This is a genomic window from Microvirga sp. CF3016 (assembly GCF_036314085.1).
Classification (GTDB): domain Bacteria; phylum Pseudomonadota; class Alphaproteobacteria; order Rhizobiales; family Beijerinckiaceae; genus Microvirga.
Genome location: NZ_JAYGGM010000008.1, coordinates 196,427 through 221,364 on the forward strand (window position 1 = coordinate 196,427; position 24,938 = coordinate 221,364).

Consider the following 24,938-nt stretch of genomic DNA (forward strand, 5'->3'; position numbering starts at 1 on the left):
CAAGTTCTCCTATCCAAGACTGTGTTGTGCGAATGGAACGAGGCTGCTCCAATCGGGCTCGGCGCCGCTGGCAAAACCTGGAGCAGACAACAGGGACGTGGTCGGCAGCGACCCGCGTTCGAAAGCAAGGCCCATGCGGCCGCCCTGCTCCCGGTAGAGATCTGGATGGGCGGCCGCAAAGCGCGCCGCTTCCGCATCCGATGCAGGGCCGAAGCCCTCGACGTAGTGGTGCCCGTTGCGTTCGGCATGGGTCAGGCCGAGCGCAGCGACGAGCGCCGTGTCCTGCTGGATCCCAAGCCCTACCTGGCACGTGAGATCCTCTGCCGAGACGAAGAACCGGCCCGCTCGCGTCTCGTTCAAGACGGAAACGCGAACGGCATTCAGGATGGACTTGTAGAACCCCTTGCAGGCCTTCGACGACACGCCCCGGTAACCGAGCTCGACCGCGTTGGGGAAGGCCTCGTAATCGCCGTCCGCCTCGTCGATGATGAACGGGATCTCATCAGCGAGGTCGCCCAGAGGCGCCACGAAGGTTCCTGTCCGATCGAAGGGCTGCTCGATATAGAGAAGATGCTCGCGGAAGGCCCGCAACCGGCCACCCATCTCTTGAAGCAGAACTCGCAGACGCTGCGGATCGTACTGCTCGTTGGCGTCCAGGGTCGCGCGATAATCCGGAACATGCCGCGACAGAAGATCATGGATCGCTCTCAGGCGCACGATATCCGCATCGACGTCGCCGCCGATCTTGATCTTGAAGAGCCTCAAGTTCGCCAATCGGATTTCATCTTCGAGTCCGCCGGCTCCGTCGAGGGAGTCCAGCAATCCGATCGTGTGCCGTAGCAGGACATCGGCGACCGGCTGAACCTCAGCCAGAAAGGATTGGATCCGCTCTTCGTCGAGATCCGGTGTCTGACGCGCATCGATTCCGAAGACGTTGCGTCGCAGCCCGTCGGGGAAGCTGAGCTTCAGCGCCTTGAGGACGGCATCGGCGATGGCCTTGTCGACGAGCGCAGGTCCAAAGGACGCGACGAGTCCCGGCAGGTCCCGGTCTCCAGCCCACATCGTCTGGGCCGCGAAGCCACGCCCATGGTGGCCGAAGGCCGTGTCCCAGGCCTGAGCTTCCCTAGAGGCGCGGGCGGCCGCGCTGAGGCTTGCTTTCAGGTCCGCAATCGTGTCCTGCGGGGACTTGGCCGGGTTCTTGTCGAACCATTTCGGCATCATCATCTCGGCCGTGACACCGGTTGCCACGCCGGCGCCTTCCACCTCGACGACGGCCCGCACGAAGGCCTGCGGCGCCTCATTGACCGTCACGAGCCCGAACCGGAACGGCCGCGCGAAGCGCGTGGGCCGCTCGAAGGTCTGAATCTCAAGGATGCGAAGCCGAGCGCCTGACATGATCTTCAATCCAGGTGGTCGCGGGCAAAGAAGTGCCGGCCTCTATGAGAAGATTTTCGTCCCCGCTCCAGAAGGCTACTGCCACGTTCGTCCGCAGCGGCACCAGACAAGCCGGCATTGCGGAGATGCGCGCCGCAAGATCCCGGAGCACGACCGTGAGGACGAGAAGCCCGGACGGCTTGGTCCGGGCGGAGTTCAGCAGGTCGTGACTTGCGCGCGTGCGCTTCGACGTCATGAAGCGTCATCCTCAAGGGCGTTTCCAAAGGGTCCATCGTGGCGGCTTCAGCCGCTCTATGTAACCAACTGGTTAATTAGATGCCCGGTTGTCCGACATGTCAAGCGTTTATTAGCGAATTCAAGCGCGCACCCCGGCCAGGACAAAGTCGACTACGTGGTCGATCCGCTCCTTCATGGCCGGTGCAGACAGAAGCTCGCGCCCGAAGGCCACGGACAGGGTGTAGACGTTCGACAAATAGAAATAGCAGAGCCCGGCAATGGACACGTAGAGCTGGACCGGGTCGATGCCGGGACGGATGGCTTTGGTCTTCTCGCCACGCTTGAGAATGACGCCGATCGTTTCGATCACCGGGGAGTTCATGGTGTGCACCCGCATGGATTTCTTCAGGTGCTTGGCGCGATGCTGGTTCTCCGCATTGAGCAGCATCATGAACTCCGGATACTGAACGAAGTAGTTCCAGGTGAAGCGCACCAGCTCTTCGAGCGCCTGCAGGGGAGAGAGCTCCTCCAGGTGCAGTTCCTGCTCCGCAGCGCGGATATGGTCGTAGGCGGCCTCGAGGGTCGCCAGGAACAGGGCCTCCTTGCTCCCGTAATAGTAGTAGAGCATGCGCTTGTTGGTGCGGGCAGCCTCCGCGATCTGATCCACGCGCGCTCCCCCATAACCGTGACCGGCGAACTCTGAGGTGGCCGCTTCGAGGATCCGCCTTTTTGTCGCTTCGGCGTCTCGGATGACTTGTTTGCTGACGGCAGGGGCGTTCATGACAATCCAATTTGCTGCGGTCTCGCGATGACAAGGCGAGCGTGCGTGTTCAGCCTTGTATCATCAACTTCCGGCAAACCGAAGCGGCCGGCGGGCGCCAGCGTCAGGCCTTGCGAGGCCCCGGCAGGGCAGGAGGCAGGTCTCCTTCCAGGGCCACGACTTTTCCGGGGTTGAGGATATTCTGAGGATCGAGAGCCCGCTTCAGCGTCTTCATCAGGTCCAGGGCAACCGGGTCCTTGTAGCGCGCCAGCTCGTCGCGCTTGATGAGGCCGACCCCGTGCTCGGCGGAAATCGAGCCGTTCATCGCATGGACGATGTCATGGACGATCCGGTTGAACCGCTCCCACTGCGCCAGGAAGAGCGGCTTCTCCATATCGACCGGCTGGGTCAGGTTGAAATGGATGTTGCCGTCGCCGAAATGGCCGAAGGCGCAGACCCGCACGCCCGGAAGGGTCGCCTCGCAGGCCCTGCTCGCCGTCACGATGAAATCCGCCACGTCCGAGACCGGCACCGAGACGTCGTGCTTGATCGACCCGCCCTCGAGCCCCTGCACGTCGGAGAGGCTTTCCCTCAGGTGCCAGAGCGCCGCATTCTGCGCCTCGCTCGCCGCAATCGTCGCGTCTTCGATCGTGCCGCTCTCGAAGGCGGTTCCCAGGACCTTCTCCAGCTGTTCGCGCAGGTCGAGTTCCGGATCGGGCGACGATACTTCGATCAGGGCGTAAGCGGCGTGATCGCCGCTCAGAGGGCGGACGGCGCCGGGAGCATGCCTGAGCACGATCTCCAGGGCAAAGCGCGGGAGGAACTCGAAGGCCGTAAGCTCATCGCCCATGGTCTGGCGCAGACTTTCGAACAATTCGAGCGCCGCATGGGGCGAGGCGCAGCCCACGAAGGCGACCACCTTCGTCTTGGGCCGAGGGAACAGCTTCAGCACCGCGGCCGTGATGATGCCGAGCGTTCCCTCCGAACCGATGAAGAGGTTCTTGAGGTCGTAACCGGTGTTGTCCTTGCGCAGGCTCTTGAGGCCGTTCCAGATCCGCCCGTCGGCGAGCACGACCTCGAGCCCGAGCACGAGATCGCGGGTGTTGCCGTAGCGCAGGACATTCACGCCGCCGGCATTGGTCGCGATGTTGCCCCCGATCCGGCAGGAGCCCTCGGAGGCGAGCGACAGCGGGAAGATGCAATCCACCTCCTTGGCGGCCTCTTGGACAGTCTTCAGGATGCAGCCAGCCTCGGCCGTGATGGTGGCGTTGAAGGCGTTCACCTCGCGGATCCGGTCGAGCCTGGCGAGCGACAGGACGACGCCAGTGTGAGGCACACCTCCGCCGACGAGGCCGGTATTGCCGCCCTGCGGTACGACGGCAACGTTCGCTTTTGCGCATTCCTGCGCCACGAAAGCCACCTCTTCCGTGCTGCCGGGACGGACCACGGCCAGAGCGGTGCCGCGGTAGAGCTTCCGCTCCTCGACGAGGTGTCCCTCCATCTCGGCGGGATCGACGATGACGTGCTTGGCTCCTAGGCGTGCGGCGAGCACGCCCGGGAAATCGGGATGGGATTCAGGCATGGAAATCACGAACGCCTTACATGCTGCCGGCACAGGACCGGCTGACCGACGATGCCGGCCAGATTACGCAGCCGCGGCCTGCTGTCGAGCGGTCATTTCGGCGGCCAGAAGAGCCCGAGCGGCTTCCTTGATCTCGCCGTGGATGGCCGGATCAGCCTCGGTGAGGAGCGGCAGGATCGGGCCCATATCGGCTACGCCCGAGAGGGAGACCGCCGTGTGAAGAACCCGGATCGCGTTGTGGCGCTCGCGGATGGCTTCGAGCGGCAGGAAGACGTCGAGGAGGCGCTTGGCCTCGGCCTCGTCGCCGCGCTTCAGCGCATGCAGGAACGACATCGACAGATGCGGTGCGATGCAGACGCAGCCTGCCGTGAAGCCGGCCAGCTTGAAGTGCAGGAGATGCGGCAGCGCCGGCGGCTCGCCGAAGCCGCTCACGATCCGATCCGCCCCGACCGCCTCGATCAGCTCCTGGAGATAGGCGTCCTGCGTCAGATCGGTTCGCGGCACGGCGTACTTGATGCCGAAGACGGCGCCCTGCTCGACAAGCTTCGCCATCGCCTTGGCGGGCACGTACTGATCGGTCTTGATGTAGACGATCAGCGGCACGCCGGAACGGTCGACGAAGTCCTGCAAGCCGCGGACCACGCCGTCGGGCGTCTGCGGCGCGATCATCGGCAGCGCCATGGCGACGGAGTAGCGGCGGGATTTCAAGATCGCCGCTTCGTCGACGAGCTTGCCATAATCGGGGCCGACGGAAGGGATCAGCCAAGTGTTGTCGGCAACCGCCTCCTCGAGACTGTCGAGCCAGTCGGCAAACTTCGACACCGGCCAGTTGTGAACATTGGCGTTGCCGCCATAGAGAAGGGTCGAGACGCCGCCGGCCTCGAGGTGGCGGATCAGCTTTGCATTGGCCTCCCGGTTGACCTCGAAATCGGGTGTCAGGGCGAATGGCGGAACCGCCAGGACGGAGCGGGCAAGCTCAGAGGTTTCGATCTTCGTCAGCATGGGTGTCGTCTCGTTGTTTGTTGAGGGCGGTTCCGGAAATGGCCGAGCAACGCTCGGCCCGTTCTTCAAAAGCGGTTTTTCACTGGCCGAGCTGGATGCCGACGGTCTTGACCACCTCGGACCATTTCTGCCGCTCGCCCTGGATGTACTCGGCGAACTGCTTCGGGGTCATCGGCGTGGGCGTCGAGGCCAGCTCGGCGGCCTTCTTCTGCACCTCGGGCTTTTCGAGAATGGTCTTCACGTCGGCCGCGATGGTGTCGACGACCGCCTGCGGCGTGCCGGCCGGGGCCCACAAACCGTTCCAAGAGGTGGCATCGAAGCCGGACAGCGTCTCGGCGACAGCCGGGACCTCCGGCGCCTGCGGGCTGCGCTCCGGGCTGGTGACGGCGAGCGCCCGTACGGTGCCGGCCTGTGCCTGAGGCCAGGCGATCGTCATGTTGTCGAAGGCGAGATCGATGTGCCCGCCGATCAGACCGTTGGCGATGTCCTGGGAGCTGCGGAACGGCACATGGGTCATCTTCGCACCGGTCTTGAGCTGGAACAGCTCGGCCGCCAGATGCTGCGACGTTCCCGCACCGGACGAGCCGTAGTTCAGCTTGCCGGGATTCTGCTTCGCGTATTCGACAAATTCCGCAAAGGTCTTCACCGGGACCTTCGGGTTCACCACCAGGAGATTAGGAAGCTTGGCAAGGCCGGTGATCGGGATGAAATCCTTTTCGGCGTCGTGGGGTAGGTTCTTGTAGAGGAACGGATTGATGGCATGCGTGCTCACCGTGCCGACAAGGAGCGTATGCCCATCGGGCGTAGCCTTGGCGACGGCCGTCGTGCCGATGTTGCCGCCAGCTCCCGGGCGATTCTCGATGACGAAGGGCTTGCCGTACTTGGCCTGGAGCTGCTCGGCGACGATTCGGGCGAACAGGTCGGTCGTGCCGCCGGCGCCGAAGGGCACGATGATCGTGACCTGCTTCTGCGGCCAAGCGGGACTTTGCGCCTGCACGGCACCGAGCCCGAGGAGAGAGAGGCCTATGGCGGCGAGAAACTTCTTCATCTTGTACCTCCCTGGTGCATTATCGTTGAGCTGAGCGTGAAACTGGCAGACCATCTTGTATGGCAACATACAAATTTTGACAAGCGCGACACGGCAGGCCACACTGGTTTCAATCGTAACAGCTTTCCACCAAAGGATGTGCCTGTAATAACGATTTCTTTTGACTTGGGAGATGCCAACAAGTAGTGAGACATACGACAAGTTGGCCTGCCGGATCGGACAGCACGCCTATGGTGACCGGCCGCTGCTCCCGGACCCGACGCAGGCTTGACGAATGGCTTCCGCCCGACCGGGAGCCTCAGACACCATCGGTTTTCAGCGCCTTGCAAGAGGCACGCAACGGCTCCATGAACGAACGCTCTTTCCTCTCCGGCCTGTCCCTCAACACCGTCGCCCGCAAGCGCAATCTCGTGAGCGATCTGGCGGAGGCAATTTCGCGCGAGATCGCCGAGGGACGGTTGCAGGCGGGCGATCGTCTGCCCACCGAGGCCGAGCTGGCATCGGCGGCTGGCGTCAGCCGGACGGTGGTGCGCGAGGCCGTCGCGGCGCTCAAGGCGGCCAAGCTGGTCCAGACCCGTCAGGGCGCCGGCGCCTTCGTGCTTCCGCCCCCGCCGAAATCGGATTTCTTCGCGTCCCTCAGCAATGGCGAGGTGGACGACATCCTGGCCATGCTGGAACTGCGCCTGGCCGTGGAGGTGGAGGCGGCTTCGCTCGCAGCCGTGCGACGGACGGACGAAGAGATGGCTGCGCTGGACCGCGCGCTCGAGAACATCACGAAAGGCGAAGACTACGGCATAGCGGCGGATCTCGAATTCCACCGCATCCTCGCGGGCGCGACCAAGAACCCCTATTTCGCACGGTTCCTGGACTTCCTCGGGGAGTTTGCCGTGCCTCGCCGTTCCGGCCCGTTGAATCCGGTGGGAGAGGATCAGCGCCAGCGCGACTATCTCGGCGTGATCGAGCGGGAGCACCGAGCAATCCGGGATGCCATTGCCATGGGCGATTCGAACTTGGCCGCCGCCATGATGCGTGCGCATCTGGCCAACAGCCGCAACCGCTACTCGGCCCGGATGCTGCAGGCTTCCGCCAAGCCCGCTACGAAGGCCGTCAAAATCCGGTCAGTTGCAAAAGCCTAAAGCAAAGCGTGTCAAGCGGAGGCGGCTGCCACCCTTGACAGGCAGCCCCAAAACGGCGACGAATTTCTAAATTTGTATGATATATGGCTTTTGCGCTGCAGAGCGCCGGGAGTGAACAAGAATGGCCAGGAAATCCCCTGAGCAATTGAGAAGCTACCGCTGGTTCGGCGTAACCGACCTGCGCTCCTTCGGGCACCGGTCCCGGACGCTTCAGATGGGCTATGCCCGTGAGGATTTCATGGGCAAGCCGGTGATCGCGATCATCAACACCTGGAGCGATATCAACCCCTGCCATTCCCATTTTCGCGTGCGCGTCGAGGACGTGAAGCGCGGCGTGTGGCAGGCTGGAGGATTTCCCATCGAACTCCCGGCGCTGTCGCTGTCGGAGAACTTCGTCAAACCGACCACGATGCTCTACCGCAACCTCCTCGCATTGGAAGTGGAGGAACTCCTGCGCTCGCACCCCATCGACGGGGCAGTCCTCATGGGCGGGTGCGATAAGACGACGCCCGCGACCGTCATGGGCGCGATCAGCATGAACCTGCCGATGATCTTCATGCCGGCAGGTCCGATGATCCGCGGCCACCATGGCGGCACGATCCTCGGCTCGGGCTCCGACATCTGGAAGTACTGGGCCGAGAAGGAAGCCGGCACCATCACGAACCAGCAATGGAACGACATGGAAGCGGGTATCGCGCGCTCGCCCGGCACCTGCATGACCATGGGCACGGCCTCCACCATGACGTCCATCGTCGAGACCCTGGGCCTCAGCCTTCCCGGCGCCGCCTCCATCCCGGCCGTCGATGCCGCCCACCCGCGCATGGCGAGCCTCACGGGCAGGAGGATCGTCGAGATGGTCTGGGACGATCTCAAGCCCAGCGACATTCTCACCCGGCGCTCGTTCGAGAACGCCCTCATGGTTCACAACGCGCTCGCCGGCTCGACGAATGCGATGATCCATCTCGTGGCGATGGCCGGCCGCGCCGGCGTCGAGGTCGCGCTTCAGGATTTCGACGACTTCGCCCAGAAGGTGCCGGTAATCGCGAACCTGCGCCCCTCAGGCCAATGGCTGATGGAGGACTTCCACATCGCCGGCGGCATTCGCGGCCTGCTCTCCCGCCTCGCGCCGATGCTCCACCTCGACGAGCGCACCGTGGCCGGAACCCTGCGCGATGCTTTGGAGGGTGCGGCCGTCTACAACGACGACGTGATCCGCCCGCTCGAAAAGCCGATCGCCGCCTCCGGCGGCACGGCCATCCTGCGCGGCAACCTGGCGCCGAAGGGCTGCGTGATCAAGCCACCGGCTGCGGAACCGCGGCTGCTGCAGCACACCGGTCCTGCCATCGTGTTCGACACATACGACGAGATGACCAAGGCCGTGAACGACCTCGACCTCGACGTCACGCCCGATCACATCATGGTGCTGCGCAATGCCGGCCCCATCGGCGGGCCGGGCATGCCGGAATGGGGCATGCTGCCGATCCCGAAGAAGCTCCTGAAGCAGGGCGTGCGCGACATGCTGCGCATCTCCGATGCCCGCATGAGCGGCACCAGCTACGGCGCCTGCATCCTGCACGTCTCGCCGGAAGCGCATATCGGCGGCCCGCTCGCGGCTGTGCGTACGGGCGATCTCATCACCGTCGACGTGCCGAACCGCTCGATCCATCTCCACGTCAGCGACGAACAGATCCAGGATCGTCTGCGCACCTGGTCGCCGCCGCCGCGCGACTACCCTCGCGGCTACAACAAGCTCTTCGCGCAGCATATCCGCCAGGCGGACGAAGGCTGCGACTTCGACTTCCTTGAGGGATCCGGCGGTGTGCCGGAGCCTGAAATTCACTGATTCTCCCCAACTGCTGACAGCGTTGCCTCACGGCAATGTTGTCAGCATTTTTGTGTCCGCTCATGAGCATCCAGAAAACTGTCTTCGGCACCATCGACGGCCAGTTGGTCGAAGCGTTCGAGATCGAAGCAGGCGCCGTCCGCGCTACGATCATCACCTATGCGGCCGCCGTGAGCCGGTTGTTCGTTCCCGATGGCGACGGCCAAGCAGCGGATATCGTCCTGGGCTACGACGATCCGGTCTCCTACGTTCAGAACCGCGGCTCGGCCGGCGCGGTCTGCGGCCGCTATGCCAACCGCATCGCCGATGCGCGCTTCACGCTCGATGGCGAGACCTACTCCCTGTCAGCCAACGAGCCGCCCAATCACATCCATGGCGGCTTTCGGGGCTTCAGCAAGCGGATTTGGGCGGGAGAGCCGGATACGGCAAACAACACCGTTCGGCTGACCCTGCACAGCCCTGACGGCGATGAGGGCTATCCGGGCGCCGTGACCACAACGGTCACGTACAGGCTCACCGACGATCCGGTGCTCGAAATCGTCATGGAAGCGACGACGGACCGGCCGACCGTGGTGAACCTGGCCTATCACGGCTATTGGAATCTCGCCGGTCACGATTCCGGCCATATCCGCGACCAGACCCTCCTGATCGATGCCGACCGCTACACACCGGTCGGTCCCGGCAAGATCCCGACCGGAGAACTGGCGCCCGTGGCCGGTACGGCCTTCGACTTCAGATCGTCACGGCCCATCGGCGCGATGATCGACGATACCGCCCAGCTTCCCGAAGCGGGCTACGACCACAATTTCTGTCTTAACGCCAACGGAGAGCCTCTGCGCCGCGCGGCGCGGGCGGTGGATCCCGTCTCGCGCCGGGGATTGGAGATCTGGACCAATCAGCCGGGCGTTCAGTTCTACACGGCCAATCATTTCGGCAAGGCACCGGCCTTCGGCAAAGGCCGCGCCGTCTATGAGAAGCATGCAGGCTTCGCGCTCGAGACGCAGAACTTTCCGAATGCGCCGAATATCTCGCACTTTCCCTCGGCGGTGCTGCGCCCTGGCGAGACTTACCGCCACGTGATGCGCATCCCTTTCTTCATCGCTGAGGCGTAATCAGATTCCGGAGGCGAGATAGCCTCCGTCCACATTGAGCACGGCGCCCGTCACGAAGCCCGCGGCCGGGGAAGCGAGATAGATCGCGGCGCCCACGAGCTCGTCGAGCTGGCCGAACCGGCCCATGGGTGTTCTGATAAGCGCGTTCTCCTTGCGCTTCGCGCTCATCTTCGACTGATTCAGCTCCGTCATGAAGAAGCCCGGCGAGATGGCATTGACGCGAACGCCCCTGTCGGCCCATTCGGCTGCAAGGGTCTTGGTCAGTCCGACGACGCCATGCTTGCTGGCTGCATAGACCGAGGCGAGCGGCCAGCCGCGATGAGCCGAGAGCGACGCGATGGTGATGATCGCGCCTGACCCGCGCTCCAGCATGTGGCGGCCGAAGCCTGTGCAGGTGAAGAACACGCTGCGCAGGTTCGTCTGCATGATCTCGTCGTAGTCCGCCGGCGTGAACTCCTCGGCCGGCTTGAGGATGGTCATGCCCTGGCACGCGACCAGGATGTCCACATGACCGAAATCGCCCAGAACCGATGCGACGAGCGCGTCGATCTCCTCCGGCCGCGCGGCATCGACCACGTAACCGCGCGCAGTCGGATCGGCTTCCTGCAGGCGCTGCGTCGCGTCCTTCAGCTTTGCGGGTGTCCTAGCGGCGATCGCCACCCGGGCGCCGCTGTCCTGGAAGCCATGGGCGATGGCATTGCCGATTCCGCTCGAACCGCCCACGACAAGGGCCGTCCGTCCCTGCAGCGACAATCGTGCAGGCATGATGCTTTGATGGTCAACCAAGCTTCTTCCCCTCTAGACATTGCGACTGCGCCGAAGGCGCGGAACGGTCAGACTTCACCTTGCTCAATGAGTCGAGCCTGCTGTCGGCCCGTCGCTGATAGGCGAGAAGGTACAGCACCGATCCGATCACCAGGAGGGCTCCGGCGAGCACATGCAGCTTCGGCTCGTCGCCGAACACCAGAAGCCCGACTGGGATGGCCCAGACGAGCTTGGTGTACTGCATGGGCGCGACGCTCGAGGCGGGAGCCCGGCGCAGGGCTTCCAGCAGCAGGAACTGCGCCGACACCATGACGAATCCGGACATGGTCACGAGACCCACGTCGCTCCATGCCGGAGCGTGGCTCATCAAGACGCCGGGCAGGCTCGCCGTCAGCTGCCCGACCATCACGGCGGCCACCATGATTGCGCGGTTTTCCTGCGAGCCGATCGTGCGCATGATCAGAATGACGCCGGCTCCGACGAAGATGTTGAGGAACGCGGCCAGATGCCCGAGGGACAAGGCTGCATAGCCCGGCTGCACCATGACCAGGATGCCGGAAAAGCCGACGAGGATCGCGATCCACCGCGCCAGCCCCGTACGCTCGCCCAGGAGCCACGCGGCCGCAACGGTCACCACGAGGGGAGAGCCGAAAGTGATCGCATAGACATCGGCGAGCGGCAGGAGCGAGAAGGCATAGAAGCCGGAGACGGTGCCGACGCCGGCAAGAAAACCGCGGCCGATCAGCATCTTCGGATTGCGGATGGCCGAGAGCCTATACGCCTTGTCGCGCCAGATGACGATGCCCACCACGATGCAGGCGACGCCCGCCTGCATTGCGATGATCTGGAAGATGGGGTAGCGCAGGGAGAGGAGCTTCACGAGGGTGTCGCTGGTCGCAAAAAGACCATTTGCGGCAATCGCAAAGAGGACACCTGTCAGACGAGGCAAAGGCTATCCCACCCGGTTCGAGCCTGCCGAGAGCAGACTCATCTTAGTTGCATGTCATCATACATCTTTTCGCGCGCGGCGGAATGCCCTGCACACATGGGTGGGAAGCGCTATCAGAGGGACCCAAACGAAGAAGGCGGCTCGTGGGCCGCCTTCCGCAACGCACAGAATCGATTGGCCTTAAGCGGCGATCGAGGTCTGAGGAGCCGCAGAGCGCACGTCGGAATCCACGTGGCTCTCGAAACGCTTGAAGTTCTCGTTGAACATGTCGATCAGGCGCTTGGCCGTCTCGGCGAACTCCGCCTTGTTCTGCCAGGTCTTCACCGGATAGAGGATATGCGGCTCGACGCCCGGCACGGAAGTCGGCACCGCGAAGCCGAAATAGGGATCGCGGCGGAAATCGGCGCGGGAGAGCGAGCCGTCGAGCGCTGCCGTGAGCAGGCGGCGGGTAACGCGGATCGGCATGCGCCGGCCCACGCCGTACTTGCCGCCCGTCCAGCCCGTGTTGACGAGCCAGCAATCCACATGGTGCTTGGCGATGAGGTCGCGCAGCAGGTTGCCGTATTCGGACGGGTGCCGCGGCATGAACGGTGCGCCGAAGCAGGTCGAGAAGGTGGCTTCCGGATCCTTCACCCCCTTCTCCGTGCCCGCCACCTTAGCGGTGTAGCCGGAGAGGAAGTGGTACATGGCCTCGGCCGGGGTCAGCTTCGCGATTGGGGGCAGCACGCCGAAGGCATCGCAGGTGAGCATCACGATGTTCTTCGGGATGCCCGCGCGGCCGGTGGCGCTCGCATTGGGAATGAAGTCCAGCGGATAGGCGCAGCGCGTGTTCTCCGTCTTCGACGCATCGTCGAAATCGGGAATGCGGGTGATCGGGTCAATCGTCACGTTCTCCAGCACCGTGCCGAAGCGCTCGGTGGTGGCGAAGATCTCGGGCTCCGCCTCGCGGGACAGGCGGATGGTCTTGGCGTAGCAGCCGCCCTCGAAGTTGAATACGCCATTCGGCCCCCAGCCATGCTCGTCGTCGCCGAGGAGGATGCGGTTGGGGTCGGCCGAGAGGGTCGTCTTGCCGGTGCCGGACAGGCCGAAGAACACGGCGACATCGCCGTCCTTGCCCACATTGGCCGAGCAATGCATCGGCATGATCTTCTGGGCCGGCAGCACGTAATTGAGATAGGTGAAGACCGACTTCTTCATCTCGCCCGCATAGGATGTGCCGCCGATCAGCACGATCTTGCGCTTGAAGTCGCAGGCGATGATCGTTTCGGTGCGGCAGCCGTGACGGGCCGGGTCTGCCTTGAAGGACGGCAGGTCGATGATGGTCAATCCCGGGACGAAATCGGCGAGTTCGCCGCGATCCGGGCGGATCAGCAGATTGCGGATGAAGAGCGAGTGCCAGGCATATTCCGTGAAGACGCGGGCCTTGACTCGGTGGGCCGGATCGGCGCCGCCGTAAAGATCCTGGGCGAACAGCTCCTGGCCCTCGGCATGGGCCAGGAAGTCCTGCAGCAGGGCATCGAAATGGCCGGGCGTGATGGCGCCGTTGTTGTCCCACCAGACGGTGCTTTCCGTGGTCTCGTCGCGCACCACGAACTTGTCCTTGGGCGAACGGCCCGTATGCACGCCGGTATCTGCCAGAAGCGCACCGCCCTGCACGAGCCTGGTCTCGCCCCGGGTCAGGGATTGCTCGTAGAGCGCGGGCGCCTCGAGATTCCAGTAGACCCGTTTGAGATTGCGGAGGCCGGAGGCCTCAGCGCCCTGTGCGCTGTTGAACACGCCGATATTTTCCACGGAAGACTTCTCCTGGTTGGCGGTCCCCGCGCAGCCGGATCAGCCGCCGTCCGATGACCGTCACATGGGGTGGGTCAAACAATCCTGGCAATGCTTTGCCGTCTCGCTTGATCATGGAACCTTCTTTAGGTCAGCTGACGGTGCCGTCAACTCAGGTTGTTTCATCGCATTCTAATTTTCCAGGAACCAGACCTCCATCCGTCTTAGTGCCTAGACTTTCAAAGTATTTCCGGAATTCTTTCGTACAATGGAGACGCGTTTTGTCGGGTTCGACGCCTCTGCCGCTACGGCAAGAGACGAGCGAAGGAGCAGAAGCATCCTGTCCAAACGGCAATGGAACGTTCATCTGCGGTTGAACCTGCCGCCCTTAAGCCCCACTATCTGGACCGCCCCTGGTCACCGCCTGAGGGAAAACCATATTTATGCCACGAGAAAGGCGCAGTTGGGGACGTTTCAGGGCCCTCTGCGTTGTCAGACGAGACGAATAAGCTGACAATCGTCCGTGCCAAGCTAAGGAAGAGTTCATGCCAACGATCGCCCTTGTCGATGACGATCGCAACATCCTGACCTCTGTTTCCATCGCCCTCGAAGCGGAGGGCTATCGCATTCAGACCTATACGGACGGGGCCTCGGCTCTGGACGGGCTCAAGCATACCCCGCCGGATCTGGCCATCTTCGACATCAAGATGCCGCGCATGGACGGCATGGAGCTCCTGCGCCGCCTGCGGCAGAAATCGGATCTGCCGGTGATCTTCCTGACCTCCAAGGACGAGGAGATCGACGAGCTGTTCGGCCTCAAGATGGGCGCCGACGACTTCATCCGCAAACCCTTCTCTCAGCGGCTCCTGGTCGAGCGGGTAAAGGCCGTTCTGCGACGCTTCGCCCCCAAGGACCAGAGCGTCCCCAAGGAGGCCGATCCCAAAGCCCTGGAACGGGGCCAGCTCAAGATGGACCCGGAGCGCCACGCTTGCACCTGGAAGGGCGAGCCGGTCACCCTTACCGTAACGGAATTCCTGATCCTGCAGGCGCTCGCCACGCGCCCGGGCGTGGTGAAGAGCCGCAACGCCCTGATGGATGCGGCTTATGACGATCAAGTCTATGTGGACGACCGGACCATCGACAGCCACATCAAGCGCCTGCGCAAGAAGTTCAAGTCGGTTGACCAGAGTTTCGAAATGATCGAGACCCTCTACGGCGTGGGCTACCGCTTCAAGGAAGCCTGACGCTTTGGCGGCGCAGGCGCATCGCTCGGAAAAGTGGTCCCGGCTTTCCGCGCTCGACGATGCGCTGCTTGAAAGTAGGGAGCATCGGACCCGAAAGTGGAGACCACTTTCGGGTCCGATGCTCCGGCAACCTGGAAAGACAGTCATGGTCCGGGACGGAAACACCGGGCCATGCTTGAACGAGTGGCATGAAGGCTGACCCCATCCACGCCGAGGCGGCGTTCGACGATCCGCCCGCTCCCCAGGGGGCTCTCACACGGCTGAAGCATTTCGGCCGCATGATCGTGCAGCGCGGCTCGTCGAGCCTCACGCGCCGGATCGTGGTGCTCAACCTCGCCGGACTCGTGGCCCTGCTCGTGGGCTTTCTCTACCTCAACCAGTTCCGCGAGGGACTGATCGAAGCCCGGGTCCAGAGCCTTCTCACCCAGGGCGAGATCATTGCCGGCGCGATCGCGAGTTCCGCGACGGTCGAGACCAACACCATCACCATCGACCCGGACCAGCTCCTGCAGATGCAGGCGGGCGAGACGGAACGGTTCAACGACGAATCCTTCTCGTCGCTGGAATTCTCCATCAATCCCGAGCGCGTCGCCCCCCTGCTGCGCCGGCTGGTGACGCCGACGAAGACCCGTGCCCGCATCTTCGACCGGGAAGGCATGCTGCTTCTCGATTCAAGGTCGTTCTACTCCCGCGGCGACATCCTGCGCATGGATCTTCCACCGGTCGCCAATGTCGAGAACACGACGAGCTTCATCGAACGCACCTGGAACAGCCTGCGCAAGATGTTCCGTCGCACCGTACGTCCGGTCCAGGAAGAGGTCGGCCCCGCCAACGGCAAGTCCCTGCCGGAGGTGCAGCAGGCCTACGCCGGCCAGCAATCGAGTGTGGTGCGGGTGAATAACCGCGGCGAGACCATCGTGTCGGTGGCCGTGCCGATCCAGCGCTTCCGCACGGTCCAGGGCGCGCTGCTCCTCTCCACCCAGGAGGGCGACATCGACGCGATCATTGCGTCCGAACGCTTCGCCCTGCTCCAGGTCTTCCTGGTGGCGGCGGTGGTTATGATCGTCCTGTCGCTCTTCCTCGCCGGCGCCATCGCGGGGCCCGTCCGGCGGCTGGCAGAGGCGGCGGAGCGGGTGCGCTGGGGCACAAAATCCCGCCAGGAAATTCCCGATTTTACGGCCCGTGCCGACGAGATCGGCCACCTCTCGGGCGCCCTGCGCGACATGACCAAGGCGCTCTACAACCGCATCGACGCCATCGAAAGCTTCGCCGCGGACGTGGCGCACGAGCTGAAAAATCCCCTGACCTCGCTGCGCAGCGCCGTGGAAACCCTGCCGCTCGCCCGCAGCGACGAGTCCCGTCAGCGCCTCCTGTCGATCATCCAGCACGACGTGAAGCGCCTCGACCGGCTGATCAGCGATATCTCGGACGCCTCGCGCCTCGATGCCGAACTCGCCCGCGCCGATGCGGAGCCCGTGGACATGGTGCGCCTTCTGGATGCGGTGGTGTCGGTGGCCAACGAACGCCGCCAGGAGCACGATCCGCTCATCACGCTGAGCATCGACAGGCAGGCTCAGGGCCGCGACGCCTTCCTGGTCCTCGGCCATGACAGCCGCTTGGGCCAGGTCTTCAACAACCTGATCGACAACGCGCGCTCCTTCTCGCCCCCCGACGAGCCCGTGAGGGTCGCCATGCGCCGCCGCAGGACCCAGGTGGAAATTCTGGTGGAGGACAGCGGGCCGGGCATCGAACCCGATGCCCTCGACCGGATCTTCGAGCGCTTCTACACCGATCGGCCCGAGCAGGGCTTCGGGCAGAATTCGGGGCTCGGCCTGTCCATCTCCCGTCAGATCATCGAGGCCCATCGCGGCACGATCCGCGCCGAGAACCGGCTCGGCCCTCCCGACGAGGACGGCGAACCCGAGCGCCTCGGCGCCCGCTTCGTCATCCGCCTCCCCATCGAGGGCGTGAAGGCCAAGAAGGAACAGGACAGGAAAGACCGCGACAGGGCCAAGCGCGAACCTGGAAAGAACCTGCCTTGAGCGAGGCGCAGACGATCCATGGCGGCTGCGTGCTCGTCGGCGAGGCAGGGCTTCTGATCCGGGGCGCGTCGGGATCGGGTAAGTCGACGCTCGCCCGCGAGGTGGTGTCGCTCGCCCTCAAGGGCGGCCGTTTCGGAAGGCTGGTCAGCGACGACCGCACCCGTCTCGAGGCGCATCACGGCCGCCTCCTGGCGCGGCCGGTGGAACCTCTCGGTGGCAGCATCGAGGTTTTCGGTCTTGGGATCGTCCGGCAGCCCTTCGAAGCTGCTGCCGTCATTCGTCTGGTGATCGACCTCTCCGATGAACCGGCCCGCTACCCGGAGGAGCAGGACAAGCATGTCGTCCTCTGCGGCGTCATGGTCCCTCGCATCCGGATGCAAGCCGGGGCAATCTCGGCGAACGTCGCCCTGGCCTGCCTGAGTGGTCTCTGCGACACGGTAGTGACACTGTGATGAACTTTTCCTCTCAATGCTCTTGCGCTTGGCTTCGCAGTGCACAAAATAGCGGCTCCGCTCTCGGAGCGTTCGGACTTGTAACATTATGATTGGAATGGTGCTCGTCACCCACGGGCAGCTCGCGACCGAATTCAAAGCGGCGCTTGAGCATGTCGTGGGGCCACAGGAGCAGCTCGAAACGATCACGATCGGCCCCGACGACGACATGGAGACACGGCGCAAGGACATCATGGCCGCCGTGTGCCGGGTCAATTCGGGACAGGGTGTCGTGGTTCTGACGGACATGTTCGGCGGTACGCCGTCGAACCTGGCCCTGTCCTGCATGAACGGCGGGTCCGTCGAGGTGGTCGCCGGCATCAACCTGCCCATGCTGATCAAGCTGGCCTCCGTCCGGGACGAGGAACCCCTGTCCGATGCCGTCTCCCACGCCCAGGAGGCGGGGCGCAAATACATCAATATCGCCTCGCGCGTTCTCTCCGGGAAATAACCCTCATGGACCGGACCCTCGACCAGGACTGCCCGCCTGCCGCCGTGCCCGACGGAGCCGAGGTTCGGGAGCTTCCGATCATCAACCGCCGGGGCCTGCACGCCCGTGCCTCGGCCAAGTTCGTCCAGACCGTCGAGCGCTTCAATTCGGACGTCACCGTGACCCGCTGCGGCGAGACTGTAGGCGGGAGGTCGATCATGGGCCTTCTGACCCTGGCAGCCGCTCAGGGCACCTCGATCACCGTCACGGCCAAGGGCGAGGACGCGGCCCTTTGCCTGCAGGCCATCGACGACCTCCTCGCCAACAGGTTCGGCGAGGACGAGTGATCGAAGAAGACATATAAAGACATCTTTATATCTTGATTGCCTCTGCCGCGGCTCTCTGGTAGAGAGGGCGCCAATTCACCCGGAACTGGTGCTAAAGAGAGGCCATCATGGCACAGGATTACATCGTCAAAGACATCAGCCTTGCCGATTTCGGCCGCAAGGAGATCTCGATCGCCGAGACCGAGATGCCGGGCCTGATGGCGGTTCGCGAGGAATACGGCCCGAAGCAGCCCCTGAAGGGCGCGCGGATCGCCGGCTCGCTGCACATGACCATCCAGACCGCTGTGCTGATCGAGACCCTGAAGGCTCTCGGGGCGGACATCCGCTGGGTGTCCTGCAACATCTATTCCACCCAGGATCACGCCGCCGCCGCCATCGCGGCCGCCGGCATCCCGGTCTTCGCCTATAAGGGCGAGACCCTGAAGGAGTACTGGGACTACACGGCCAAGCTGTTCGACTGGCACGGCGGCGGCGTCCCCAACATGATCCTCGACGACGGCGGCGATGCCACCATGCTGGTCCATCTCGGCCTGCGCGCCGAGCAGGGCGACACCGCCTTCCTCGACAAGCCGGGTTCGGAAGAGGAAGAGGTCTTCTTCGCCCTCATCAAGCGCCTTCTCGCCGAGAAGCCGAAGGGCTGGTTCGCTGAGATCGCCGCCTCGATCAAGGGTGTCTCGGAGGAGACCACCACGGGCGTCCATCGTCTCTACATCATGGAGAAGGAAGGCAAGCTCCTCTTCCCGGCGATCAACGTCAACGACTCGGTGACCAAGTCGAAGTTCGACAATCTCTATGGCTGCCGCGAGTCGCTGGTCGACGGCATTCGCCGGGGCACGGACGTGATGATGGCCGGCAAGGTCGCCATGGTCGCCGGCTTCGGCGACGTGGGCAAGGGCTCGGCCGCTTCGCTCCGCCAGGCCGGCTGCCGCGTGCTCGTGTCGGAAGTGGATCCGATCTGCGCGCTCCAGGCCGCCATGGAAGGCTACGAGGTCACAACCATGGAGGACGCGGCTCCCCGCGCCGACATCTTCGTCACCGCCACCGGCAACAAGGACGTCATCACCCTCGACCACATGCGGGCCATGAAGGACCGGGCGATCGTCTGCAACATCGGCCACTTCGACAACGAGATCCAGGTCGCGGGTCTCAAGAACCTCAAGTGGACCAACATCAAGCCGCAGGTCGACGAGATCACGTTCCCCGACGGGCACCGCATCATCCTGCTCTCGGAAGGCCGCCTCGTGAACCTCGGCAACGCCATGGGCCACCCGTCCTTCGTGATGTCGGCCTCGTTCACCAACCAGACGCTCGCCCAGATCGAGCTCTGGAGCAACGCCGGCAAGTACGAGAAGAAGGTCTACACCCTGCCGAAGCACCTGGACGAGAAGGTCGCCTCGCTGCACCTCGAGAAGATCGGCGTGAAGCTCACCAAGCTGCGTCCCGACCAGGCGGCCTATATCGGCGTCTCCGAGAAGGGCCCGTTCAAGCCGGATCACTACCGCTACTGATCGGCTGCCTTGCGACACAGAATCGAAAGCCTGGCTCCGGCCGGGCTTTTTCTTTGTTGGCCGCCTATCGAATCGTCAGAGTGTCGCACCGGCATGTGTGTGTCAGAAATGCAATATGGTTCGACGAATTGCGCACAGGTTCTCCAAAGGAAGTTTAAGCCGGTGTTAACCCCCTTCCTGGCGGAGTCAGGGGTGGTCTAGAGTGAACCCGAATCGACCGGCTGTGCTGTGGTTTCGAACCTGCGCCGGCAGTTCCGTTCATGCGTAGACGGTTGACCTCTGTGGCGTCATGAAGCGCGGCCGGGGATCGATCCAACTTGGCCTGGTCGTCGGGCCGCCAACCAAGGAAGGGCAGCACGGCATGGCCGGGCAATGGGAGTGTCACGATGGCAGAATGGACGGGAGAGTCTCTCTCGTCGGCTCCGCCCGTGTGCCCTTGTCCCTGGCGCTCCTGGCCGGCACCGCTCCCTCGGCCTTCGCCAACGACCTGCTCCTCCCCATCAGAGAAGGGGCCTCGGATCTCCTCGGCTTCCTCCACAGCTTCGACCTGCACAACGCGGCCTATTTCGGCCTCTTCATGGGCCTCGTGGCCTTCTCGACCACCACGGCCCTGCTGCTCATGCGCGAGCAGAAGCGCTCCGCCCGGGTGGAGCGGCGTCTGCGGAACGAGCTCGATGCCCTGCGGGGTGCGGACGATCTCGCAGCCCTTCTCATGGGCTCTGAACGCCAGCTTCTGGTGAGCTGGCACGGACGGGACGGAGAGCCGCGCTTCCAGGGCGACCCGTCCATCGTCGGCGAGAATGCACCGGCCCAGCGTGCCCTGGCGTTCGGCACCTGGCTCGCGCCGACCGATGCAGCCGCCGTGGAAAGTGCCCTCGAACAGCTCAAGCAGCGCGGCCAGAGCTTCCGCCTGACCGGCCGCTGCACGACGGGCAGCCGCTTCGTCGACGTGGAAGGCCGCACCATCGGCGGACGGGCGATCCTGCGCCTGCGGGACGTGACGGGCGACCGGGCCGAACTCATGAAGACTCAAAGTCATCTGGCGACCGCGCGCAGCGACCTGCGGGCCATGACGATGCTGCTCGACGACGTCGCCTATCCGCTGTGGATCCGGGATCAGGACGACAAGCTGCTCTGGGCCAACCAGGCCTATCTGCGCTCGGTCGAGGCCAAGGATCTCGACGACGCCATCGCCCGCTCCCTCGAACTCCTCGGCGCGATCACCCGTGACGAGGCGCGGCGCCAGCGCCAATCCGGCACCACCTTCTCGGGCCGGGTGACGGCCGTGGTGGCGGGCCACCGCGCCGTTCTCGAGGTGATCGAGCGCCCGACCGCCGGCGGCAGCGCGGGAATCGCCGTGGACGTGTCGGAACTCGAAGCGGTTCGCACCGATCTGCAGCGCCAGATGGACGCTCATGTGCGAACCCTGGATCAGCTGCCGACGGCCGTCGCCATCTTCGACGGATCGCAAGCCCTCATCTTCAGCAATGCGGCCTATCAGCAACTCTGGGGCCTCGATCCAGCCTTTCTCGCCTCGCGTCCCACAGACAGCGAAGTGCTCGACCGCCTGCGCGCCGCTCGCAAGCTGCCCGAGCAGGCGGACTTCCGCGCGTGGAAGGCCGACTTTCTGCAGGGATATCGCTCGGTCGAGCAGCAGGAGACCTGGTGGCACCTGCCCGACAGGCGAACGCTGCGCGTGGTCATCAACCCCAATCCGCAGGGCGGCGTGACCTATCTCTTCGACGACGTGAGCGAGCGCTTCGAGCTCGCCTCGCAGGTGCATTCTCTGACCCGCGTCCAGTCCGAGACCCTCGACACGCTGAAGGAAGGCGTCGCCGTGTTCGGTTCCGACGGGCGCCTCAAGCTGCACAACCGCGCCTTCGCCGAGATGTGGAACCTGCCGCCCGAGATGACGGGCGAGAACCCGCATATCGACACGATCATCAAGGCCTGCCGTCTCCTGGCCTCGCAGGACGAGCCGTGGATCGACATTCGCGGCGCGGTGGCGGGGCTTGCCGACATGCGCATGGGCCTCACCTGCCGGATCGAGCGGCATGACGGCTCGGCGCTCGACTGCACCGCACAGCCCCTGCCCGACGGCGCGACGCTTCTGAGCTTCACCGACGTGACCGCAAGCGTGAACGTGGAGCGTGCGCTCACCGAGCGCAACGACGCGCTTGAGCGCGCCTCGCGCCTGCGCGACGAATTCGTGCATCACGTGTCCTACGAGCTGCGCTCGCCGCTGACCAACATCATCGGCTTCACGCAGCTGCTCGGCGACGAGACCGTGGGCGCCCTCAATCCGCGCCAGCGCGATTATGCCGAGCACATCATGCGCTCCTCGGCGGCGCTGCTTGCGATCCTCAACGACATTCTCGATCTCGCATCCATCGACACAGGCTCCCTGGAGCTGACGCCCGAGATCGTCGATATTCGCTCCACCATCGAAGCCGCCATGCGCGGACTGGAGGACCGGCTCGCGGAATCCTCGCTCACCGTGGTCGTCGATACCCCTGACGACATCGGCACCTTCGTAGCCGACGGCAAGCGCGTGCGCCAGATCCTGTTCAACCTGCTCTCGAACGCGGTCGGCTTCTCGTCGCCGGGCCAGACCATCCGGGTTTCGGCGCGCAAGCGTGGCGGCGAAGTTATCTTCGACGTGAAGGATCAGGGTCGCGGCATCCCGCCCGAGATCAAGGCGCGCATCTTCGAGCGGTTCGAGAGCCATACGCTGGGAACGCGCCATCGCGGCGTGGGCCTGGGCCTGTCGATCGTGCGCTCCTTCGTGGAGCTGCATGGCGGGCGCATCGAGGTGTCGTCCGCCCCGGGCGTCGGCACTACGGTCACGTGCATCTTCCCCAACGACCGGCACGAGACGCCGTCCGATGGCCGATCCGCGCAATCTGCGCTAACTCCAATCGCAGCCGAGTAGGAACAGCGATGGTGAATGGACTGGCCCTCATGCCCGAGCAAGACATTCTGCAGGCCGCATGGATCGTGACGCTTCCCGACCACCAATCGACGGAGCGCTTCGCGCGGATCCTGGCCGAAGAGCTGAAAGCCGGCGATCTGGTGACCCTCTCAGGCGGCCTCGGCGCCGGCAAGACGACGCTGGCCCGCGCCCTGATCCGTACCCTCGCCGGCGAGCCTGAGCTCGAGGTTCCAAGCCCCACCTTCACGCTGATGCAGGTCTATGACGGGCCGCGCTGCCCCATCGTCCATGCGGATTTCTACCGCCTCTCCGGCGGCTACGAACTGGTGGAGCTGGGCTGGGACGAGATGACGGAGAACGCCATCGCCCTCGTGGAATGGCCGGAACGCGCCGAGGATGCGCTGAAGCCCGAGCATCTCGACGTCCGCCTCGATTTTGCCCCCGGCGGCCAAGGCAGAGGCCGGATCGCCATGCTGACGGGAACGGGCGCCTTCGCGTCCCGGCTCCAGCGCATGAAGGCCTATCGCAACCTGGTGGAGCGCTGCGGCTGGGGCGATGCATCGCGCCGCCCCATGACCGGCGACGCCTCGGTGATCCGCTCCTACGAGCGCCTCGTGAAGCCTGACGGCTCGACCGCGCTCCTGATGATCTCTCCCCCGCGTCCGGTCGGGCCCGCGGTGCGGCGAGGCAAACCCTACACGACCATCGCGAAGCTCGCCGAGACGGTGAATGCATTCGTCGCCATGGACAAGGGCCTGCGGGCTCTCGGCTTCAGCGCGCCCTACATCTACGGCGAGGACCTGGGGGCGGGTCTCCTCCTCATCGAGGATCTCGGCGCCGAGCCCTTCACGCATGAAAACGAGCCGATCCCGGAGCGCTACGCGGAGGCGACGCGGCTTCTGGCGCAGCTCCATGGCCAGACCCTGCCGCAGGTGCTGCCGGTGGCGGAGGGTATCGATCACTCGATTCCGCCCTATGATCTCGAAGCGCTCCTGATCGAGGTGGAGCTGCTCCTCGACTGGTACGTACCCCACATCATCGGCACGCAGCTCTCGGGCTCCGCCCGGGCCGAATTCGTCAATCTCTGGACCGAGACCCTGGGCGAGGTTCTCTCCGCCCCGGTCACCTGGACCCTGCGCGACTATCATTCGCCCAACCTGATCTGGCTGCCGGAACGCGAAGGCCTCCAGCGCGTCGGCATGATCGACTTCCAGGATGCCGTGCTGGGCTCGCCCGCCTACGACGTGGCGTCGCTCCTGCAGGATGCGCGCGTGACGGTGCCGCCGGAACTGGAGCTGAAGCTCATCGGCCTTTATGCCCGCGACCGGAAGGCCGCCGATCCCGCCTTCGACGTCTCGGCCTTCGCCCGCGCCTACGCCATCATGGCCGGCCAGCGCGCCACCAAGATCCTCGGGATCTTCGCCCGCCTCGACCGGCGCGATGGCAAGCCGCATTACCTCAAGCACCTGCCGCGGATCGAAGCCTACCTCATCCGCAACCTCGCCCATCCGGCCCTGGGGAAGCTCAAAGGCTGGTATGAAAACTATCTGCCGAGGCTCATCCCGTATGGGGATGACGTCCCTCCCGAAATCTGAGCCAGCTCCTTGTCCCAGACCTCCTCGCGCGCGCCTCGCAAAGCCATCGTCCTCGCCGCAGGCCTGGGCAAGCGCATGCTGCCGATCACCGCTACCATGCCGAAGCCCCTCGTGAAGGTGGCAGGACAAAGCCTCATCGACTTCGCCCTCGACCGGCTGCACGAGGCCGGCATGGAGACGGTGGTGGTGAACGTGCATCATTTCGCCGACATGCTCGAAGCGCACTTGAGCACCCGCGAGGTGCCGCGCGTCGTCATTTCGGACGAGCGCGACGCGCTGCTCGAAACCGGCGGCGGCGTGAAGAAGGCCCTGCCGCTTCTGGGCGATGCGCCCTTCATCACCTTCAATTCCGATTCGCTCTGGATCGAGGGGAAAGAGCCCAATCTGAAGCGTCTCGTGAGGGCCTGGGACCCGGAGCGGATGGACATCCTGATGCTCGTGGCACCGTTATCCACAAGCATTGGCTTCGAAGGCCCTGGCGATTTCCACATGGACGACAGCAGTCGTCTGCGCCGCCGCGGAACGGATCCGAGCGCTCCTTTTGCCTATGCGGGCGTGGCCATCGTGAAGCCGGAACTCGTTCACGGAACCCCGGATGGAGCGTTCTCCGCCAACGCGTTCTACGACCGCGCTGTCGCCAAGGATCGCCTCTACGGCTTGTGCATGGAGGGGCAATGGCTGCATGTTGGAGAGCCTCAGGCGATTGCCGAGGCCGAAAGGTGCCTTGCCGCCAGCAAGCGATGAGGTTTCGTGGTGTCGAGTATGACCCGG

General features: G+C 64.4%; 21 protein-coding genes. 12 read left to right on the top strand and 9 right to left on the bottom strand.

Annotation, left to right across the window (positions count from 1 at the left end; genetic code table 11):
* Positions 1–9 precede the first annotated feature (9 nt).
* The 6 genes from VB672_RS13995 to VB672_RS14020 all read right to left on the bottom strand — a co-directional run bounded on the left by VB672_RS13995 (position 10) and on the right by VB672_RS14020 (position 6,003).
* Entirely contained in the window at positions 10–1,395 is a 1,386-nt protein-coding gene (locus VB672_RS13995; protein ID WP_329784805.1) for an enolase, read from the bottom strand.
* Positions 1,367–1,630 carry a hypothetical protein gene (locus VB672_RS14000; protein WP_329784806.1) on the bottom strand — a complete coding sequence of 88 codons (264 nt, stop codon included), beginning with the start codon at positions 1,628–1,630 and terminating at the stop codon, positions 1,367–1,369. Before VB672_RS14000 ends, VB672_RS13995 begins: the two co-directional genes overlap by 29 nt.
* Positions 1,631–1,750: 120 nt before the next feature.
* On the bottom strand, positions 1,751–2,392 hold the full coding sequence (locus VB672_RS14005) for a TetR family transcriptional regulator (protein WP_329784807.1): 642 nt from the start codon (positions 2,390–2,392) through the stop codon (positions 1,751–1,753).
* A gap of 103 nt (positions 2,393–2,495) precedes the next feature.
* The gene (locus tag VB672_RS14010; protein WP_329784808.1) at positions 2,496–3,953 is read right to left on the bottom strand and encodes an FAD-binding oxidoreductase; all 1,458 of its coding nucleotides are present in this window, start codon (positions 3,951–3,953) and stop codon (positions 2,496–2,498) included.
* Between the two features lie 63 nt (positions 3,954–4,016).
* On the bottom strand, positions 4,017–4,955 hold the full coding sequence (locus VB672_RS14015; protein ID WP_329784809.1) for a dihydrodipicolinate synthase family protein: 939 nt from the start codon (positions 4,953–4,955) through the stop codon (positions 4,017–4,019).
* A 79-nt stretch (positions 4,956–5,034) separates the two neighbouring features.
* Positions 5,035–6,003 carry a Bug family tripartite tricarboxylate transporter substrate binding protein gene (locus VB672_RS14020; RefSeq protein ID WP_329784810.1) on the bottom strand — a complete coding sequence of 323 codons (969 nt, stop codon included), beginning with the start codon at positions 6,001–6,003 and terminating at the stop codon, positions 5,035–5,037.
* Between the two features lie 347 nt (positions 6,004–6,350).
* Between VB672_RS14020 and VB672_RS14025 the strand changes: the two genes are divergently transcribed.
* The 3 genes from VB672_RS14025 (at position 6,351) to VB672_RS14035 (ending at position 10,094) form a co-directional block, all read left to right on the top strand.
* Entirely contained in the window at positions 6,351–7,139 is a 789-nt protein-coding gene (locus VB672_RS14025; protein WP_329784811.1) for a FadR/GntR family transcriptional regulator, read from the top strand.
* 121 nt (positions 7,140–7,260) lie between these two features.
* Entirely contained in the window at positions 7,261–8,982 is a 1,722-nt protein-coding gene (araD, locus tag VB672_RS14030; RefSeq protein WP_329784812.1) for an L-arabinonate dehydratase, read from the top strand.
* Positions 8,983–9,044: 62 nt separating this feature from the next.
* The gene (locus VB672_RS14035) at positions 9,045–10,094 is read left to right on the top strand and encodes an aldose epimerase family protein (protein ID WP_329784813.1); all 1,050 of its coding nucleotides are present in this window, start codon (positions 9,045–9,047) and stop codon (positions 10,092–10,094) included.
* Here the strand turns inward: VB672_RS14035 and VB672_RS14040 are convergent, their stop codons facing one another.
* From VB672_RS14040 to VB672_RS14050, 3 genes are all read right to left on the bottom strand, one after another.
* Positions 10,095–10,859: an SDR family NAD(P)-dependent oxidoreductase gene (locus VB672_RS14040; protein ID WP_329784814.1), complete on the bottom strand. Its 765-nt coding sequence runs from the start codon at positions 10,857–10,859 to the stop codon at positions 10,095–10,097. It abuts the gene before it with no gap.
* A 13-nt stretch (positions 10,860–10,872) separates the two neighbouring features.
* Complete coding sequence (locus tag VB672_RS14045) at positions 10,873–11,808, bottom strand: DMT family transporter (RefSeq protein ID WP_329784815.1); 936 nt, start codon at positions 11,806–11,808, stop codon at positions 10,873–10,875.
* Positions 11,809–11,988: 180 nt separating this feature from the next.
* Positions 11,989–13,599: a phosphoenolpyruvate carboxykinase gene (locus VB672_RS14050; protein ID WP_329784816.1), complete on the bottom strand. Its 1,611-nt coding sequence runs from the start codon at positions 13,597–13,599 to the stop codon at positions 11,989–11,991.
* Between the two features lie 524 nt (positions 13,600–14,123).
* Here VB672_RS14050 and VB672_RS14055 point away from each other — a divergent pair.
* From VB672_RS14055 to VB672_RS14095, 9 genes are all read left to right on the top strand, one after another.
* Complete coding sequence (locus VB672_RS14055; protein ID WP_329784817.1) at positions 14,124–14,822, top strand: response regulator transcription factor; 699 nt, start codon at positions 14,124–14,126, stop codon at positions 14,820–14,822.
* Positions 14,823–15,010: 188 nt separating this feature from the next.
* Positions 15,011–16,864 carry a sensor histidine kinase gene (locus tag VB672_RS14060; RefSeq protein ID WP_329784818.1) on the top strand — a complete coding sequence of 618 codons (1,854 nt, stop codon included), beginning with the start codon at positions 15,011–15,013 and terminating at the stop codon, positions 16,862–16,864.
* A complete protein-coding gene (locus tag VB672_RS14065) occupies positions 16,861–17,316 on the top strand; it encodes an HPr kinase/phosphorylase (RefSeq protein ID WP_329784819.1) in 456 nt (151 codons plus the stop codon). Before VB672_RS14060 ends, VB672_RS14065 begins: the two co-directional genes overlap by 4 nt.
* Positions 17,317–17,404: 88 nt before the next feature.
* Positions 17,405–17,806, top strand: a complete 402-nt coding sequence (locus VB672_RS14070; protein WP_036360951.1) for a PTS sugar transporter subunit IIA — start codon at positions 17,405–17,407, stop codon at positions 17,804–17,806.
* 5 nt (positions 17,807–17,811) lie between these two features.
* Complete coding sequence (locus VB672_RS14075; RefSeq protein ID WP_329784820.1) at positions 17,812–18,132, top strand: HPr family phosphocarrier protein; 321 nt, start codon at positions 17,812–17,814, stop codon at positions 18,130–18,132.
* 107 nt (positions 18,133–18,239) lie between these two features.
* A complete protein-coding gene (gene ahcY, locus VB672_RS14080) occupies positions 18,240–19,640 on the top strand; it encodes an adenosylhomocysteinase (protein ID WP_329784821.1) in 1,401 nt (466 codons plus the stop codon).
* Between the two features lie 394 nt (positions 19,641–20,034).
* Complete coding sequence (locus tag VB672_RS14085) at positions 20,035–22,572, top strand: PAS domain-containing sensor histidine kinase (protein WP_329784822.1); 2,538 nt, start codon at positions 20,035–20,037, stop codon at positions 22,570–22,572.
* Between the two features lie 8 nt (positions 22,573–22,580).
* Positions 22,581–24,167, top strand: coding sequence for a tRNA (adenosine(37)-N6)-threonylcarbamoyltransferase complex ATPase subunit type 1 TsaE (gene tsaE, locus VB672_RS14090; protein WP_329784823.1), 1,587 nt, complete (start codon positions 22,581–22,583; stop codon positions 24,165–24,167).
* A gap of 9 nt (positions 24,168–24,176) precedes the next feature.
* Positions 24,177–24,911, top strand: coding sequence for a nucleotidyltransferase family protein (locus VB672_RS14095; protein WP_329784824.1), 735 nt, complete (start codon positions 24,177–24,179; stop codon positions 24,909–24,911).
* Positions 24,912–24,938 lie beyond the last annotated feature (27 nt).

Excerpts from the sequence above, each read along its gene's own strand:
- VB672_RS13995 (WP_329784805.1), bottom strand. The coding sequence starts at position 1,395 with ATGTCAGGCGCTCGGCTTCGCATCCTTGAGATTCAGACCTTCGAGCGG.
- VB672_RS14000 (WP_329784806.1), bottom strand. The coding sequence starts at position 1,630 with ATGACGTCGAAGCGCACGCGCGCAAGTCACGACCTGCTGAACTCCGCC.
- VB672_RS14005 (WP_329784807.1), bottom strand. The coding sequence starts at position 2,392 with ATGAACGCCCCTGCCGTCAGCAAACAAGTCATCCGAGACGCCGAAGCG.
- VB672_RS14010 (WP_329784808.1), bottom strand. The coding sequence starts at position 3,953 with ATGCCTGAATCCCATCCCGATTTCCCGGGCGTGCTCGCCGCACGCCTA.
- VB672_RS14015 (WP_329784809.1), bottom strand. The coding sequence starts at position 4,955 with ATGCTGACGAAGATCGAAACCTCTGAGCTTGCCCGCTCCGTCCTGGCG.
- VB672_RS14020 (WP_329784810.1), bottom strand. The coding sequence starts at position 6,003 with ATGAAGAAGTTTCTCGCCGCCATAGGCCTCTCTCTCCTCGGGCTCGGT.
- VB672_RS14025 (WP_329784811.1), top strand. The coding sequence starts at position 6,351 with ATGAACGAACGCTCTTTCCTCTCCGGCCTGTCCCTCAACACCGTCGCC.
- araD (WP_329784812.1), top strand. The coding sequence starts at position 7,261 with ATGGCCAGGAAATCCCCTGAGCAATTGAGAAGCTACCGCTGGTTCGGC.
- VB672_RS14035 (WP_329784813.1), top strand. The coding sequence starts at position 9,045 with ATGAGCATCCAGAAAACTGTCTTCGGCACCATCGACGGCCAGTTGGTC.
- VB672_RS14040 (WP_329784814.1), bottom strand. The coding sequence starts at position 10,859 with ATGCCTGCACGATTGTCGCTGCAGGGACGGACGGCCCTTGTCGTGGGC.
- VB672_RS14055 (WP_329784817.1), top strand. The coding sequence starts at position 14,124 with ATGCCAACGATCGCCCTTGTCGATGACGATCGCAACATCCTGACCTCT.
- VB672_RS14060 (WP_329784818.1), top strand. The coding sequence starts at position 15,011 with ATGAAGGCTGACCCCATCCACGCCGAGGCGGCGTTCGACGATCCGCCC.
- VB672_RS14070 (WP_036360951.1), top strand. The coding sequence starts at position 17,405 with ATGATTGGAATGGTGCTCGTCACCCACGGGCAGCTCGCGACCGAATTC.
- VB672_RS14075 (WP_329784820.1), top strand. The coding sequence starts at position 17,812 with ATGGACCGGACCCTCGACCAGGACTGCCCGCCTGCCGCCGTGCCCGAC.
- ahcY (WP_329784821.1), top strand. The coding sequence starts at position 18,240 with ATGGCACAGGATTACATCGTCAAAGACATCAGCCTTGCCGATTTCGGC.
- VB672_RS14085 (WP_329784822.1), top strand. The coding sequence starts at position 20,035 with ATGGACGGGAGAGTCTCTCTCGTCGGCTCCGCCCGTGTGCCCTTGTCC.
- tsaE (WP_329784823.1), top strand. The coding sequence starts at position 22,581 with ATGGTGAATGGACTGGCCCTCATGCCCGAGCAAGACATTCTGCAGGCC.